Genomic DNA, 13,868 nt, shown 5'->3' with positions numbered 1-13,868 from the left:
GCCGGTCAGGCGCCGGCGCGCGCCGCGGCCGGCACCTGTGCCGCCAGCCAGGCGCGCAGCGAGGCCGGCTTCACCGGCTTGGTCAGCAGCCGGTAGCCGCGCAGCCGCGCCTGGCGCTTGAGCTCGTCGCGGCCGTCGGCGGTCAGCAGCGCGCCGGGGATGGCGCCGCCGGCCGCGCGCAGTGCGTCCAGCGCGTCCAGGCCGTCCATGCGGTCGTGCAGGTGGTAGTCCACCAGCATCGCCTGCGGCGCGCTGTCGGCCATCCGCTCCAGCGCCTCGTCCACCGTCGCCGCGGGGATGGCGACGGCCTGCCAGCGCGCCAGCAGGATGCGCATGCCGTCGAGGATCTCGCGGTCGTTGTCCACGCACAGCACGCGCAGGCCGGCCAGCGAGCCGTCGCCGGGCAATACCGCCATCGGCGCCGGCGCGGGCGCCGCCGCCGGTTGCGCGCTGCGCGGCACGGCGATGGAGAACATGCTGCCGCGGCCGACCTTGCTGCGCGCGTCCAGTTCGTGGTCGAGCAGGCGCGAGATGCGCTGGCAGATCGACAGGCCCAGGCCCAGGCCGCGCTCGCCCCAGTCGAACGGCTGCTGGTAACGCTGGAATTCCTCGTAGATCTGGCGCATGTGCTGCGGCGGGATGCCCGGGCCGGTGTCCCACACCTGCAGGTACACGGCCTCGCCGCGCACGCGCATGCCCAGCACGATCCGGCCCTGGCGGGTGTAGCGCAGGGCGTTGGCCAGGAAGTTCTGCAGCACGCGGCGCAGCAGGCGGCGGTCGCTGCGCACCGGGCAGTGGCGGGCGTGCACCCGCAGGTCCAGGCTGCGGCCGGCGGCGACCGGTGCGTACTGCGCGGCGAGCTCGCGCAGCAGTTCGCCGGCGTCGAAGGTGGAGATCTCCGCCTGCAGGGCGCCGGTGTCCAGGCGCGAGACGTCCAGCAGGCCGTCCAGCAGCTCCTCGGCCGCGCGCAGCGAGGCATCCACGCGCTCGGCCAGGTGCCGCTGCTCGACGTCGGCCTGGGCGCTGTCGCGCAGCGCCGAGGCGAACAGGCGCGCGGCGTTGAGCGGCTGCAGCACGTCGTGGCTGATCGCCGCCAGGAAGCGGGTGCGCGACTGCTGCGCCTCCTCGGCCTCGCGGGTGCGCTCGGCCACGCGCTGCTCGAGGGTCTCGTTGGCCTCGCGCAGCGCCTGCTCGGCGTGCTTGTAGGCGGTGATGTCGTTGTAGCTGGTGACGTAGCCGCCGCCGGGCAGCGCCTGGCCGCGCATTTCGATCACGGTGCCGTCGGCGCGCACGCGCTCGAACACGTGCGGGGTGCCGGCGCGCATGTGCTCGATGCGCTTGCGGATGTGCTGCTCGATGTCGCCCTCGCCCAGCTCGCCGCGCTCGGCGTTGTAGCGGATCAGGTCGGCCACCGGGCGGCCGACGTAGAGCATGCCGGCCGGGTAGCCGAACATCTGCTGGTAGCGGCGGTTCCAGGCCACCAGGCGCATGTCCGGGTCGACCACGCTGACCCCGGCGCTGATGTTCTCCAGGGTGGTGGAGAGGATCTCGCGGTTGAAGCGCAGTTCCTGGCCGGCCTCGTCCAGCAGCGCCATCACCTCGTCCAGGTGCATGCCCGAGCCGCGCAGCACCGAGGTCAGCACCAGGCGCGCGGAGGCGGCGCCGATCGATGCCGCCAGCAGGCGCTCGGTGAACTGGATCCAGGCGCGGTCGGCGGCGCTGGCCGGCTGCAGCTCGCCGCCCAGCTCGGCCGCCTGCTCGACGAAGGCGCGGTGGGCGTGGCGCTCGCCGACGATGCGCTTGGCCAGGGCCAGCAGGTCGCCGACGCTGACGTTGCCCGACCACTCGCTGCGCGACAGCGTCTGCCGCTCGGCGTACGGGTCCAGGAACGGGGCGATGCGCAGGCGCTCGTCCACGCTGGGCCGCCAGCGCGCCGAGACCACCATCATCACCCCGGCGTTGAGCAGCAGCGACCAGAACGTGCCGTGGGTCAGCGGATCCCAGCCACTGAGCCCGAACAGCTGCTGCGGGCGCAGCCAGTACAGGCCGAACGGGCCGGTCTCCATCCACTGCCCGTCGAACAGCCCGGAGCGGCTGAGCGCCGGCAGCAGCAAGGTGTACACCCAGGTGGCGAAGCCGGCGAGCAGGCCGAACTCCACGCCGCGGCGGCTGGCGCCGCGCCAGTACAGGCCGCCGATCAGGCCCGGGGCGAACTGCGCCACCGCCGCGAACGCCATCACGCCGTAGGCGGCCAGCGCGGTGTCGCCGCCGATCCAGCGGTAGTAGGCGTACGCGCACAGCGACAGCAGCAGGATCGCAAGGCGGCGCACCCACAGCACCAGCGAGGCGACGTCGGCGGCGGCGTGGCGCTCGCCCCAGCCGCGGCGCAGCAGCACCGGCATCACCAGGTCGTTGGAGACCATCGTCGCCAGGGCGATGCTGGCCACGATCACCATGCCGGTGGCGGCGGAGAATCCGCCGACGTAGGCGGCCAGCGCCAGCGCGCTGCTGCCTTCGGCCAGCGGCAGCGCCAGCACGAAGGTGTCGCTGGCCACCCGCGGGTTGCCGCCGAACAGGGACACGCCGGCGGTGGCGATCGGCACCACCATCAGCGTCACCACCAGCAGGTAGCCGCCAAACATCCAGCGCGAGCGGCGGATGTCGGCCACGTCGCCGCATTCGACCACCGCCACCTGGAACTGGCGCGGCAGGCAGACGATGGCAAGGAAGCTCAGCAGGGTCTGGGCGACGAAGCCCATCGGCGGGGCCTGGGTGAACAGCTCGCGCGCGGCCTGGGTCACCCGCATCTCGTTGCCGCGCAGCCAGGCCCAGGCGAACACGCCCACCGCCACCAGCGCCACCAGCTTGACCAGCGACTCCAGCGAGATCGCCAGCATCATGCCGTGGTGGTGCTCGGTGGCGTCGACCTGGCGGGTGCCGAACAGGGCGGCGAACAGCGCCATCAGCAGGGCCACGTACAGCGCCGGGTCGGCGGCGACCGCGGCCTGTTCCACGTGCTGGCCCGACAGCACCGCCAGGCTCATGGCCACGGCTTTGTACTGCAGGGCGACGTAGGGAATGATGCCGACCAGGGCGATCACCGCCACCAGCGCCGCCAGCCGCCGCGAGCGGCCGTAGCGGGCGGACATGAAGTCGGCGATGGAGACCACGTTCTGGCTGCGCGCGATCAGCGCCAGGCGCTCGATGATGCGCCAGCCGAACAGCATCAGCAGGATCGGGCCGAGGTAGATCGGCAGGTAGCCGAGGCCGTTGCGCACCGCGCTGCCGACGGCGCCGTAGAAGGTCCACGAGGAGCAGTAGACCGCCAGCGCGAGGCTGTACACCGCCGGACGCAGCCACGGGCGGTCTGGGTACATCGGACGGCGGTCGCCCCACCATGCCACCGTGAACAGCAGCGCGGCGTAGCCGACCGAGACCAGCAGCAGGATCCAGCTCGAGACCAACCCGATCGCCTCCCCTCACCCGGCCCGCGAGTGTACTGCGGCGCATGGTGCGGCGCTTGCCTCGGGCCCGGGTTGCGCGCAATCTGACAACGCTGTCACGTGCCCACGGCGCCCGGCCGGCGCCCTGCACCAGGGAGAGGGAATGCAGCACGACCAGAACCGGGCCGCGCCCGCGGCGGATCCATCCGCGCGCCTGTCCTTCCGCGAGAAGGCCGGCTACGGCCTCGGCGACTTCGGCTTCAACCTGTACTGGGCCAACGTCTCGGCCTTCCTGCTGATCTTCTACACCGACGTGATGGGCCTCGGCGCCGCGGCGATCGGCACCATGATGCTGGTCACCCGCCTGGTGGACGCGGTCACCGACCCGCTGATGGGCGCCGTCGCCGACCGCACCCGCACCCGCTGGGGACGGTTCCGCCCGTACATGCTGTGGGGCGCGCTGCCGCTGGCGGCCAGCGGCGTGCTGGTGTGGAGCGTGCCCGGGCTGGACGGGGACGGGCGCCTGGTGTGGGCGTACGCGACCTTCACCCTGATGATGTTGGCCTACACCGTGATGGCGATGCCGTACTCGGCGCTGTCCGGGGTGATGACCTCCGACAGCCAGCAGCGCACCACGCTGATCAGCTTCCGCTTCATCGCCGCCTTCGCCGGCACCACCGCGGTCAACGCGCTGACCCTGGACCTGGTGCGCTGGCTGGGGCGCGGCGACGAGCAGCTGGGCTGGCAGCTGACCATGGCGCTGTACGGCCTGGTCGCGGTGGCCTGCTTCGCCACGGTGTTCGCCAGCACCCGCGAGCGCATCCAGCCGCCGCCGCAGCAGCGCAGCGCGGTGCGCCAGGACGTCGTGGACCTGCTGCACAACCGCCCGTGGCTGGTGCTGTTCGTGCTGGCGCTGGTGATCATGATCACCATCGTGATGCGCACCGGCTCGCTGGTGTACTACCTCAAGTACCACGTCGAGCGGCCGGAGCTGACCGGGCTGTTCCTGGGCGCCTACTCGATCGCGCTGGCGGTGGGCGCGGCGGCCACGCCGCTGATGACCCGCTTCCTCGACAAGCGCACCCTGCTGATGCTGCTGATGGGCGGCGTGGGCGTGCTCAGCTGCGCGATGTACTTCGTGCCGCCGCAGCAGGTGTGGGTGATGCTGGGCCTCAACACCCTGGTCGGGCTGATGCTGGGGCCGAAGTCGCCGCTGGCGTTCTCCATGTACGCCGACTGCGCCGACTACACCGAATGGAAGACCGGCCGCCGCGCCACCGCGATGACCTTCGCCGCCGCCGCGTTCTCGCAGAAGATGGGCGGCGCCATGGCCTCGGCCGGCATCGCCTGGACCCTGGCGGCGCTGGGCTACGTGGCCAACGAGGCGCAGTCGGACGCCTCGCGCCTGGGCATCGTCCTGCTGCTGACGGTGATCCCCGGCGTGGTGGCGCTGCTGGCGGCGTGGCTGATGCGTTTCTATCCGCTGGATGCGGCCGCGCTGGAGCGCATCCAGGGCGAACTGGAGGCAAGGCGGGAAGCACAGGCATGAACGGCAAGCAGACCATCGACAGCGTGCCCGGCGTGGGCGGATTCCGCGAACAGGGGCGGCGCTTCGTGCTGGAGAGCCCCACGGCGATGCCGCAGGCGTCCACCTTCCTGTGGAACCGGCGCATGCTGCTGCAGCTCAACTGCCGCGGTTATGCCACCGCGCAGTTCATGCAGCCGGAGCCGTCCAAGTACGCGCATGCGCCGGTGCTGGAGGCGAAAACCTTCATGCAGCCGGAGCAGCCGTACTACGCCCACCACCCGGGACGCTTCTGCTACGTCCGCGACGAGGACACCGGCAGCCTGTTCTCGGCGCCGCACGCGCCTGTCAACCGGCATCCGGACGCGTTCGCGTTCTCGGTGGGCGCCGGCGACGTGGCCTGGACGGTGCTGTGCCACGGCATCGAGGTGGCGATGGCGGTGCGCCTGGCCGCCGACGACGTGGCCGAGCTGTGGAGCATCCGCGTGCGCAACGTGTCCGGGCGCCGGCGCCGGATCAGCCTGTACCCGTACTTCCCGGTCGGCTACATGTCGTGGATGAACCAGGGCGGGCGCTACCGGCCGGACCTGGGCGGCATCGTCTGCAGCAGCGTCACCCCGTACCAGAAGGTCGCCGAGTGGTTCCGCCAGCGCGAGTTCAAGGACCTCACCGTGCTGCTGCACGAGCGCGCGCCGGACGCCTGGGAGGCCAACCAGGCCGCGTTCGAGGGCGAGGGCGGGCTGCACGCGCCGGACGCGGTGGCCCGGCACGAGGCCCTGGCCTGCGGCGACGCCCTGTACGAGACCCCGACCGCGGCGCTGCAGTACCGCCTGGTGCTGGAGCCGGAGCAGGAGGAGGAACTGCGCTTCCTGTTCGCCCCCGCGCACGATGACGAGGAGATCCGCGCGCTGCGCGGGCGCCACCTCTCGGCCGAGGGCTTCGCCGCCGCGGCCGCGGCGACCGAGCGCTACCTGGCCGAAGGCGCCGGCTGCGTGCGCATCGACTCGCCGGATCCGTGGCTGGACCACTTCGCCAACCACTGGCTGCCCCGCCAGGTCTACTACCACGGCGATTCCAACCGCCTGACCACCGACCCGCAGACCCGCAACTTCCTGCAGGACCACATGGGCATGGCCTACCTGCGCCCGGCCACCGCGCGCGCGGCGTTCGTGCACGCGCTGTCGCAGCAGCGCGCCGACGGCTCCATGCCCGACGGCATCCTGCTGGTGGAGGGTGCGGAGCTGAAGTACATCAACCAGGTGCCGCACACCGACCACTGCGTGTGGCTGCCGGTATGCCTGCAGGCCTACCTGGACGAGACCGGCGACGACGCGATCCTCGACGAGGTGGTCGCCGGCGGCGACGGCGCCAGCGCCAGCGTGGCCGAGCGCATCGACCGCGCCATGCACTGGCTCCTGGCCCAGCGCGACGAACGCGGCCTCAGCTACATCGCCCAGGGCGACTGGTGCGACCCGATGAACATGGTCGGCTGGAAGGGCCGCGGCGTGTCCGGCTGGCTGTCGCTGGCCAGCGCCCACGCCCTGCGCCTGTGGGCCGACATCAGCGCCCGCCACGGCCGTCCCGATGCCGTGTTCCGCGAGGGCGCCGATGCCTTCAACGCTGCGGTCAACGCGCACCTGTGGGATGGTGACTGGTACGGCCGCGGCATCACCGACGACGGCGTGGTGTTCGGCGTGCGCGCCGACAGCGAAGGCCGCATCTACCTCAACCCGCAGAGCTGGGCGATGCTCAGCGGCGCGGCCGACGAGGCGCGGCGTGCCAAGCTGCTGCGTGCGGTGGACGAGCACCTGCTCTCGCCGTACGGGGCGGCCATGCTCGACCCGCCGTACACCGGCATGCGCGAGGACGTGGGCCGCCTGACCCAGAAATTCCCCGGCTCGGCCGAGAACGGCGCGGTCTACAACCACGCCGCCGCGTTCTACCTGCACGCGCTGTTCCGCGCCGGCGAGGCCGACCGCGCCTGGCAGGTGCTGCGCGCCATGCTCCCGGGCCCGGACCCGGAGGACATGCTGCAGCGCGGCCAGCTGCCGGTGTTCGTGCCCAACTACTACCGCGGCGCCTGGCGCCTGCATCCGCGCACCGCCGGCCGCTCCAGCCAGCTGTTCAACACCGGCACCGCGGCCTGGCTGTACCGCTGCCTGGTCGAGGACCTGTTCGGCCTGCGCGGCGAGGGCCACGCCCTACGCATCGCCCCGCAGCTGCCCTCGCACTGGAATTCGGCCAGGGCATCGCGGCGGTTCCGCGGCGCGCAGGTCGAGCTGGAGGTCGAGCGCGCGGCCGGCGTGCAGGCGATGCGCGTGCAGCTCGATGGCCAGCCGCTGGCCGATGGCCTGCTGCAGCCGGTCGAGGCCGGCCGCATCTACCGCGTGCGAGTCGAGCTGCCGCTTGCCGGAGGTGGTACGGCATGAGCGCGCCGGTACGGGTGGCGGTGGTGATGGGCGTGTCCGGCAGCGGCAAGACCACGCTGGCCCAGGCGCTGGCCCAGGCCTGGGATGCGACCTTCCTCGATGCCGACGACTTCCACAGCGAGGAGGCGCGGGCGCGCATGGCTTCCGGCCAGCCGCTGACCGACGAAATGCGGGTGCCGTGGGTGCAGCGCATCGCCGCCGAACTGCGGCACCGGGTCGCGGCCGGCGAGCGCGTCACCCTCGCGTTCTCGGGCCTGCGCCGGCGCCACCGCGACATGCTGCGCGCCACCGGGCTGCCGCTGCGCTTCCTGTTCCTGCATGGCGACGCTGGCCTGATCGCCGCGCGCATGCGCCAGCGTAGCGGGCACTACATGCCGGTGGCCCTGCTGGACAGCCAGTTCGCCACCCTGCAGCCGCCGCTCGGCGAGTCCGACGTGACGCCCATCGCCGCGGCGCTGGAGCCGCAGGCGCAACTGGACGCGGCGCTGCGCGCGATCGGCGCGGGCTAGGCCGGAAGATCCGCCCAGGCGCGGGCCACGTCCCGTGCCTGCACGCGCAGTTCCGGCACCGCCAGGCTTTCCCAGGCCTCGCCGATGCGCAGGCTGCCGATGACGCGCAGCTCCCCGCGCGCTTGGCCGGCGGCATCGAGCAGGCGGCCGTCGGCGTCGGTGGCCAGGCCGATCCCGTGCGCGCCCGGCATGGCCAGGCCTTCGCCCAGCAGCTGCTCCAGCAGCGGGTTGCGCATGGCCTGCACGCGCAGCTCCACGCCGGTGGCATTGACCACGTGGTCCACGTCCAGCACCAGTTCGCGGCCATGGCGGTCGCGCGCGCCCACCTGCACGCAGCGCGGCGCGGCGGCGACCCGGTCCAGGCGAGCGCGGTGCAGCTGCAGGCGGCCGCTGCCGGCCAGCTGCCGCAGCACCGCGCCGGCCTCGGGGGCGATGCGGTGGCGGTGGATGTCCCAGTAGCGCACGACGTGGCGCAGGAAGCGGCGCTGGTCGGCCGCGTCCAGCGAGCGCCACAGCGCCTGTACCTGCGGGCGCAGGCGCTCCATGACCGCCTGCCAGGGCAGGCCCGCGGCGGCGGCCGCGGCCACCCGTTGGCGCAGGGCGCGCAGCCGCGCGCGCAGGCCCAGGGCCAGCAGCGCGTCCACGTCCAGGCCGGCGTCCACCGGGGAATCCGGCACGTGCGCCAGCGGCAGCAGGCCGTGGCGCGAGAGCAGGTGCACCGGGCCGCGATGGCCGCCGGCTTCCAGGGTCAGGACCACGTCGACCATGCTCAGCCCGGTGCCGACGATGCAGACCCGTGCCTGCGCCGCGATCGCCGCCAGTCCCTCGCTGTCCCAGGCCTGCAGCAGCTGCGGCGCGGCCAGGGCACCGGCGCCGCGCGCCGGCAGCGGACGCAGGGCGTTGCCGGTGGCCAGCAGCACCCGCGCCGCGCCGGCGCTGCCGCCGTCCCACTGCAGGCGCAGGCCGCCGTCGCGGCGCTGCAGGGCGGTGATGCGGTGCCGGTGCAGCTCCAGCGTGGCCGGGCTGCTGGCGCGCGCCTCCTCCAGGCGCTGGCCCAGGTAGGCGGCGTAGTCGCGGCGCGGCAGGTAGCGTCCGGACAGGTCGCCGGCGCCGGCGTATTCCGCGCGCCCGGCCAGCCAGTGCAGGAAATCGGCCGGCTCCTCCGGCAGCGCGCTCATCTTCCCGGCGGGGACGTTGAGCAGGTGCTCGGGGCGGCGGGTGGAGTAGGCCACGCCCTCGCCCGGGCGCGGTGCCGGTTCGTAGATCGCGATCCGCAGCCCGGGCCGCGCCTGGCGCAGCAGGTGGATGGCGGCCAGGGTGCCGGCGGCGCCGCCGCCGACGATGGCGATGTCGTGGTCGCGATGCATCGGGCGATTGTACCGGTTGAAACCGTCGCGGCCGGCGCAAAGAAAAAGCCCGCCGGGCGGCGGGCTTCTTCCGGGACGGGAGGCGACCAGTTACTTGATCTTGCCTTCCTTGTAGATCACGTGCTTGCGAACGACGGGATCGTACTTCTTGATCTCCATCTTGTTCGGCGTGTTCTTCTTGTTCTTGTCGGTGGTGTAGAAGTGGCCGGTGCCGGCCGAGGAGATCAGGCGGATCTTGTCGCGCTTGGAAGCCATGGTCGGTTACTCCTCAGATCTTCTCGCCGCGGGCACGCAGCTCGGCCAGGACGGCGTCGATGCCGTTCTTGTCGATGGTGCGCAGGGCAGCGGTGGAAACACGCAGCTTCACCCAACGGTTCTCCGAAGCCACCCAGAAGCGGCGCTCGTGCAGGTTGGGGAGGAAACGGCGGCGGGTCTTGTTGTTGGCGTGCGAGACGTTGTTGCCGGTCTGCACGCCCTTGCCGGTGACTTGGCAAACGCGGGACATACGCACCTCGGAAGGTCTGGTGTCGCCCATAGCCCGGGAGACGGCGGCCCCGCCGGCCATGCCCCGGTGGGCCTGGCCGAACGCGATGCGGGAAGGGGTTCGCCTGCAGGGGGTGGCCCGGATCGCGTTCCCGGGCCGATCCGGCAACGGCCGGACGCAGCGAGCCGTGCATTATGCGCGGCCAAGTGCCTGGTTGCAACCGGGTTCGGCCCCCCGGGCGGCCGGTGCCGGCCCTAGTGCGGGGCCTTGTCGCGCTTCCAGCCGCGGTGGCGGATGTCCAGGTACAGGCTGTAGATCGCGGTGAACGCGGGGAACAGGTTTTGCAGCACCCCCACCGAGTCCTGCTTGGCCGAGAACAGGAAGTAGCTGAGCGTCATCAGGCTGCCGAGCACGCTCATGTACCAGAACAGGCGCGGGATCACCGGCTTGCCGGCCTTGCGCGAGGCCAGGAACTGGACCAGCCAGCGGCCGCCGAACATCAGCGCGCCGGTGTAGCCGATCAGCTTCCAGCCGGTGATGTGCAGGCCGGTCCAGTAGAGCCATTCCAGCGGCTGGTCCAGCAGCGACATCAGAGTTCCTCCACCCGGGTGCGGTGGCTGCGCGCGATCAGCCAGGCCACCCCGCGCAGGTCGCGGATGCCCACCAGGGCCCGGCCCAGGTTGTTGTACTTGGACACCCCGGCGGTGCGCGCGCGGTGGCTGACCGGCACGCTGACCGTCTTCCAGCCGGCGCGCTGCACCAGCGCCGGCAGGTAGCGGTGCATGTGGTCGAAGTAGGGCAGGTCGAGGAACACCTCGCGCTCGAACAGCTTGATCCCGCAGCCGGTGTCCGGGGTGTCGTCGCGCAGCAGGCGGCAGCGGATGCGGTTGGCCCAGCGGCTGGCCCAGCGCTTGGAGCCGGAGTCCTGGCGGTCCACCCGCCAGCCGGCGAACAGCTTGACCTCCGGCGCGGCCGCGTCGCGCGCGGCCAGCAGCCTGGGGATGTCGGCTGGGTCGTTCTGGCCGTCGCCGTCGAGGGTGGCGATCCAGGCCCCGCGCGCGGCCTTGACCCCGTTGCGCACCGCCGCGCTCTGCCCGCTCTGCGCCGCGTGGTGCAGCACCCGCAGCTCGGGCACCTGCGCCTTGAGCGAGCGCAGCACCGCCAGCGAGTCGTCGGCCGAGTGGTCGTCCACGTACACGATCTCGAACGCCAGCCGCCCGCGCAGGGCGGCCACGATCTCGGCCACCAGCGGGGCGATGTTGTCGCGCTCGTTGTGGACCGGCACGACCACCGAGAGCCCGGGTGCCGGGGGGTGGGGCTGGGAAGCGGTCATCAGGCGTCCTTTCCGAAGTAGTCGCGGCACCACTGCACCACCGGCGGCAGGCCCTGCTCGATCGGGGTGCGCGGCTCGAAGCCGAACGCCTCGCGCGCGCGGCGGGTGTCGGCCATGGTGCGGACCATGTCGCCCGGCTGCATCGGCCGGTAATGGCGCACGGCCTCGCGGCCGGCAGCCGCGGCGATCACGTCGATGAAGCGCTCCAGCTCCACCGGGGTGTGGTTGCCCAGGTTGAACACCTCGTGGCGCTCGCCGCCGTCGGCGCGGTCCAGCGCGCCCAGTACCCCGGCGACGATGTCGTCGACGTGGGTGAAGTCGCGCTGCATGCGGCCGTGGTTGAACACCTCGATCGGGCGCCCGGCCAGGACCGCGCGCGAGAACAGCAGCGGCGCCATGTCCGGGCGGCCCCAGGGGCCGTACACGGTGAAGAAGCGCAGGCCGGTGGCGCGCAGCCCGTACAGCTGGGCGTAGGTGTAGGCCATCAGCTCGTTGGCGGCCTTGGTCGCCGCGTACAGCGAGCGCGGCCGGTCCACGCGCTGGTCCTCGGAGAACGGCGGGGTCGCCGAGTCGCCGTAGACCGAGCTGCTGGAGGCGTAGACCAGGTGTTCGACATCGCCATGCCGGCACTGCTCCAGCACGTTGACGAAGCCTTCCAGGTTGGAGGCCACGTAGGCGTGCGGGTTCTGCAGCGAGTAGCGCACCCCGGCCTGGGCGGCCAGGTGCACGACCCGGCGTGGGCGGACCTCGGCGAACAGCGCGGCCAGGCCCTGGCGGTCGGCCAGGTCCAGGCGCCGGATGTCCACCTGCGGACACAGTGCGGCGACCCGGTCGCGCTTGAGCGCCGGGTCGTAGTAGTCGTTGTAGTTGTCCAGGCCGACGACCTGGTCGCCGCGTGCGGCGAGGGCCCGGCAGGTATAGGCGCCAATGAAGCCGGCGGCGCCCGTGACGAGGACGGTCATGGGGTGGGGGTGCCCGTGTCAGTTGGCGACATTGTCGCGCTTGCGCCCACGGGGCGGAACCTCCGCCGCGCGCCTCAGCCGCGCGGCCCGCGCAGGCGTTCGAGGATGCCGTCCAGGGTGTCCAGGTCGGTGTAGTGGATCACCAGCTTGCCCTTGCCGCCGCGGCCGTGGGCGATGGCGACCTTGGCGCCGAGGGTCTCCGACAGTTCGGTCTCCAGCGAGGCGATGTCCGGCTGCTGCACCTTCGCGGCCCTGGCCTTGCGCGCGGCGCTGCCGGTTACCGGGACCTTGCCGGCGGCGAACTGCTGGGCGCGGTGCTCGACCTCGCGCACCGACCAGCCGTTCTCGGCGGCCTCGTGGGCCAGCTTGCTGGCCAGCTCCGGCGACAGGGTCAGCAGGGCGCGGGCATGGCCCATCTCCAGGCGGCGGGCCTCGACCAGGGCGCGGATCGCCGGCGGCAGGTCGAGCAGGCGCAGCAGGTTGGACACCGCCGCGCGCGAGCGGCCGACCGCGGCGGCGGCCTCGGCGTGGGTCAGGGAGAACTCGTCGATCAGCCGCTGCAGGGCCTGCGCCTCTTCCAGCGGGTTGAGGTCCTCGCGCTGGATGTTCTCGATCAGCGCCATGGCGATGACCGTGCGGTCGTCCAGCTCGCGCAGGACCACCGGCACCTCGGCCAGGCCGGCCAGCTGCGAGGCGCGCCAGCGGCGCTCGCCGGCCACGATCTCGTAGCGGTCCGGGGCGATCTCGCGCACGACGATCGGCTGGATCACCCCCTGGGCCTGGATCGAGGCCGACAGCTCCTCCAGCTTGGCCGGGTCCATGTCGCGGCGCGGCTGGTACTTGCCCGGCTGCAGCTGGCCCACCGGCAGGGTGCGCAGCACGTCGCCCGGCTGCGGCGCCTCCGGCTCCAGCACCACCGGCGCGGCCGCGCCGGCGGCGCCCTTGGGGCCGAGCAGGGCTTCCAGGCCGCGGCCGAGGCCGCGTTTCTTGGCGGTGGCCATCAGACTGCCTCCACGTAGTTCTGCGGGGCGGCCTGGGTCCGCGCCGCCTGGCGGCGGATCACCTCGCCGGCCAGGCCCAGGTAGGCCACGCCGCCGCGCGAGGCGCTGTCGTAGCCGACGATGCTCTGGCCGTGGCTGGGCGCCTCGGCCAGGCGCACGTTGCGCGGCACGATGGTGCGGAACACGCGGTCGCCGAAGTGTTCGATCAGTTCGGCCGAGACCGCGTTGGCCAGGTTGTTGCGCACGTCGAACATGGTCCGCAGCACCCCCTCGATCTCCAGCCCCGGGTTGAGCCGCTGGCGCAGCGCCTCGATGGTCTCCATCAGCGCGCTCAGGCCCTCCAGGGCGTAGTACTCGCACTGCATCGGCACGATCACCGAGTCGGCCGCGGTCAGCGCGTTCAGGGTGAGCAGGGACAGCGCCGGCGGGCAGTCGATGATGATGAAGTCGTAGTCGCCGCGCAGCGGCTCCAGCGCGGCCTTCAGCCGCTGCTCGCGGCCCTCGACCTCCATCAGCTGGATCTCGGCCGCGGTCAGGTCGATGTTGCCCGGCAGCAGGTCGAAGTCCTCGGCGGTGCGGACCACGGTGGAGCGGGCGTCGCGCTCGCCCAGCAGGACGTCGCAGCTGGAGGCCTCGACCTCGCGCTTGTCCACCCCGCTGCCCATGGTGGCGTTGCCCTGCGCGTCCAGGTCGACCAGCAGCACCCGGCGCGGGGCGCGCGCCAGCGCTGCGGCCAGGTTGACGGCCGTCGTGGTCTTGCCGACGCCACCTTTCTGGTTGGCGATGGCGATGATGCGGGCCATGGGCGGCTGCCT

General features: G+C 72.6%; 12 protein-coding genes. 3 read left to right on the top strand and 9 right to left on the bottom strand.

The features are described 5' to 3' along the window. Positions 1-5: 5 nt before the first annotated feature. Positions 6-3,464, bottom strand: coding sequence for a PAS domain-containing hybrid sensor histidine kinase/response regulator (locus PSEJ31_RS0108520; RefSeq protein WP_028915218.1), 3,459 nt, complete (start codon positions 3,462-3,464; stop codon positions 6-8). A 142-nt stretch (positions 3,465-3,606) separates the two neighbouring features. On the opposite strand from PSEJ31_RS0108520, the gene PSEJ31_RS0108515 reads away from it, so the two are divergent. Genes PSEJ31_RS0108515 through PSEJ31_RS0108505 form a run of 3 tightly spaced genes read left to right on the top strand, consistent with a single transcriptional unit; the run spans position 3,607 to position 7,906 of the window. Next, positions 3,607-4,992, top strand: a complete 1,386-nt coding sequence (locus PSEJ31_RS0108515; RefSeq protein WP_028915217.1) for an MFS transporter — start codon at positions 3,607-3,609, stop codon at positions 4,990-4,992. Further along, positions 4,989-7,397 (top strand): NdvB protein, encoded by a 2,409-nt coding sequence (locus tag PSEJ31_RS0108510; protein WP_051403700.1) that lies wholly within the window; start codon positions 4,989-4,991, stop codon positions 7,395-7,397. The genes PSEJ31_RS0108515 and PSEJ31_RS0108510 overlap by 4 nt, the downstream gene beginning before the upstream one ends. Beyond that, positions 7,394-7,906, top strand: coding sequence for a gluconokinase (locus PSEJ31_RS0108505; RefSeq protein ID WP_019398351.1), 513 nt, complete (start codon positions 7,394-7,396; stop codon positions 7,904-7,906). The genes PSEJ31_RS0108510 and PSEJ31_RS0108505 overlap by 4 nt, the downstream gene beginning before the upstream one ends. On the opposite strand, the gene PSEJ31_RS0108500 is transcribed toward PSEJ31_RS0108505, so the two are convergent. The 8 genes from PSEJ31_RS0108500 to PSEJ31_RS0108465 all read right to left on the bottom strand — a co-directional run bounded on the left by PSEJ31_RS0108500 (position 7,903) and on the right by PSEJ31_RS0108465 (position 13,856). Then, a complete protein-coding gene (locus PSEJ31_RS0108500; protein WP_028915215.1) occupies positions 7,903-9,273 on the bottom strand; it encodes an FAD/NAD(P)-binding protein in 1,371 nt (456 codons plus the stop codon). The genes PSEJ31_RS0108505 and PSEJ31_RS0108500 overlap by 4 nt on opposite strands. Before the next feature lie 90 nt (positions 9,274-9,363). After that, the gene (gene rpmG, locus PSEJ31_RS0108495; protein WP_019398349.1) at positions 9,364-9,528 is read right to left on the bottom strand and encodes a 50S ribosomal protein L33; all 165 of its coding nucleotides are present in this window, start codon (positions 9,526-9,528) and stop codon (positions 9,364-9,366) included. A 13-nt stretch (positions 9,529-9,541) separates the two neighbouring features. Continuing rightward, positions 9,542-9,778, bottom strand: a complete 237-nt coding sequence (gene rpmB / locus PSEJ31_RS0108490; protein WP_019398348.1) for a 50S ribosomal protein L28 — start codon at positions 9,776-9,778, stop codon at positions 9,542-9,544. Between the two features lie 233 nt (positions 9,779-10,011). Next, positions 10,012-10,347, bottom strand: a complete 336-nt coding sequence (locus tag PSEJ31_RS0108485) for a lipid-A-disaccharide synthase N-terminal domain-containing protein (protein ID WP_019398347.1) — start codon at positions 10,345-10,347, stop codon at positions 10,012-10,014. Next, complete coding sequence (locus PSEJ31_RS0108480; RefSeq protein WP_037034829.1) at positions 10,347-11,090, bottom strand: glycosyltransferase family 2 protein; 744 nt, start codon at positions 11,088-11,090, stop codon at positions 10,347-10,349. Before PSEJ31_RS0108480 ends, PSEJ31_RS0108485 begins: the two co-directional genes overlap by 1 nt. After that, positions 11,090-12,052, bottom strand: coding sequence for an SDR family NAD(P)-dependent oxidoreductase (locus PSEJ31_RS0108475; protein ID WP_028915214.1), 963 nt, complete (start codon positions 12,050-12,052; stop codon positions 11,090-11,092). The genes PSEJ31_RS0108480 and PSEJ31_RS0108475 overlap by 1 nt, the downstream gene beginning before the upstream one ends. Before the next feature lie 74 nt (positions 12,053-12,126). Then, positions 12,127-13,053, bottom strand: coding sequence for a ParB/RepB/Spo0J family partition protein (locus PSEJ31_RS0108470; RefSeq protein ID WP_028915213.1), 927 nt, complete (start codon positions 13,051-13,053; stop codon positions 12,127-12,129). Then, entirely contained in the window at positions 13,053-13,856 is an 804-nt protein-coding gene (locus tag PSEJ31_RS0108465; protein ID WP_019398343.1) for an AAA family ATPase, read from the bottom strand. The genes PSEJ31_RS0108470 and PSEJ31_RS0108465 overlap by 1 nt, the downstream gene beginning before the upstream one ends. Positions 13,857-13,868: the final 12 nt, after the last annotated feature.

The sequence above is a fragment of the Pseudoxanthomonas sp. J31 genome, from assembly GCF_000510725.1.
GTDB lineage: Bacteria > Pseudomonadota > Gammaproteobacteria > Xanthomonadales > Xanthomonadaceae > Pseudoxanthomonas.
The sequence above is the reverse complement of the archived record's forward strand: the minus strand, read 5'-3'. Positions and strand labels throughout refer to the sequence as shown.

Coding starts and splice junctions, on each gene's coding strand:
- PSEJ31_RS0108485 (WP_019398347.1), bottom strand. CDS start 10,347: ATGTCGCTGCTGGACCAGCCGCTGGAATGGCTCTACTGGACCGGCCTG.
- PSEJ31_RS0108475 (WP_028915214.1), bottom strand. CDS start 12,052: ATGACCGTCCTCGTCACGGGCGCCGCCGGCTTCATTGGCGCCTATACC.
- PSEJ31_RS0108500 (WP_028915215.1), bottom strand. CDS start 9,273: ATGCATCGCGACCACGACATCGCCATCGTCGGCGGCGGCGCCGCCGGC.
- rpmB (WP_019398348.1), bottom strand. CDS start 9,778: ATGTCCCGCGTTTGCCAAGTCACCGGCAAGGGCGTGCAGACCGGCAAC.
- PSEJ31_RS0108465 (WP_019398343.1), bottom strand. CDS start 13,856: ATGGCCCGCATCATCGCCATCGCCAACCAGAAAGGTGGCGTCGGCAAG.
- PSEJ31_RS0108510 (WP_051403700.1), top strand. CDS start 4,989: ATGAACGGCAAGCAGACCATCGACAGCGTGCCCGGCGTGGGCGGATTC.
- rpmG (WP_019398349.1), bottom strand. CDS start 9,528: ATGGCTTCCAAGCGCGACAAGATCCGCCTGATCTCCTCGGCCGGCACC.
- PSEJ31_RS0108480 (WP_037034829.1), bottom strand. CDS start 11,090: ATGACCGCTTCCCAGCCCCACCCCCCGGCACCCGGGCTCTCGGTGGTC.
- PSEJ31_RS0108515 (WP_028915217.1), top strand. CDS start 3,607: ATGCAGCACGACCAGAACCGGGCCGCGCCCGCGGCGGATCCATCCGCG.
- PSEJ31_RS0108505 (WP_019398351.1), top strand. CDS start 7,394: ATGAGCGCGCCGGTACGGGTGGCGGTGGTGATGGGCGTGTCCGGCAGC.
- PSEJ31_RS0108470 (WP_028915213.1), bottom strand. CDS start 13,053: ATGGCCACCGCCAAGAAACGCGGCCTCGGCCGCGGCCTGGAAGCCCTG.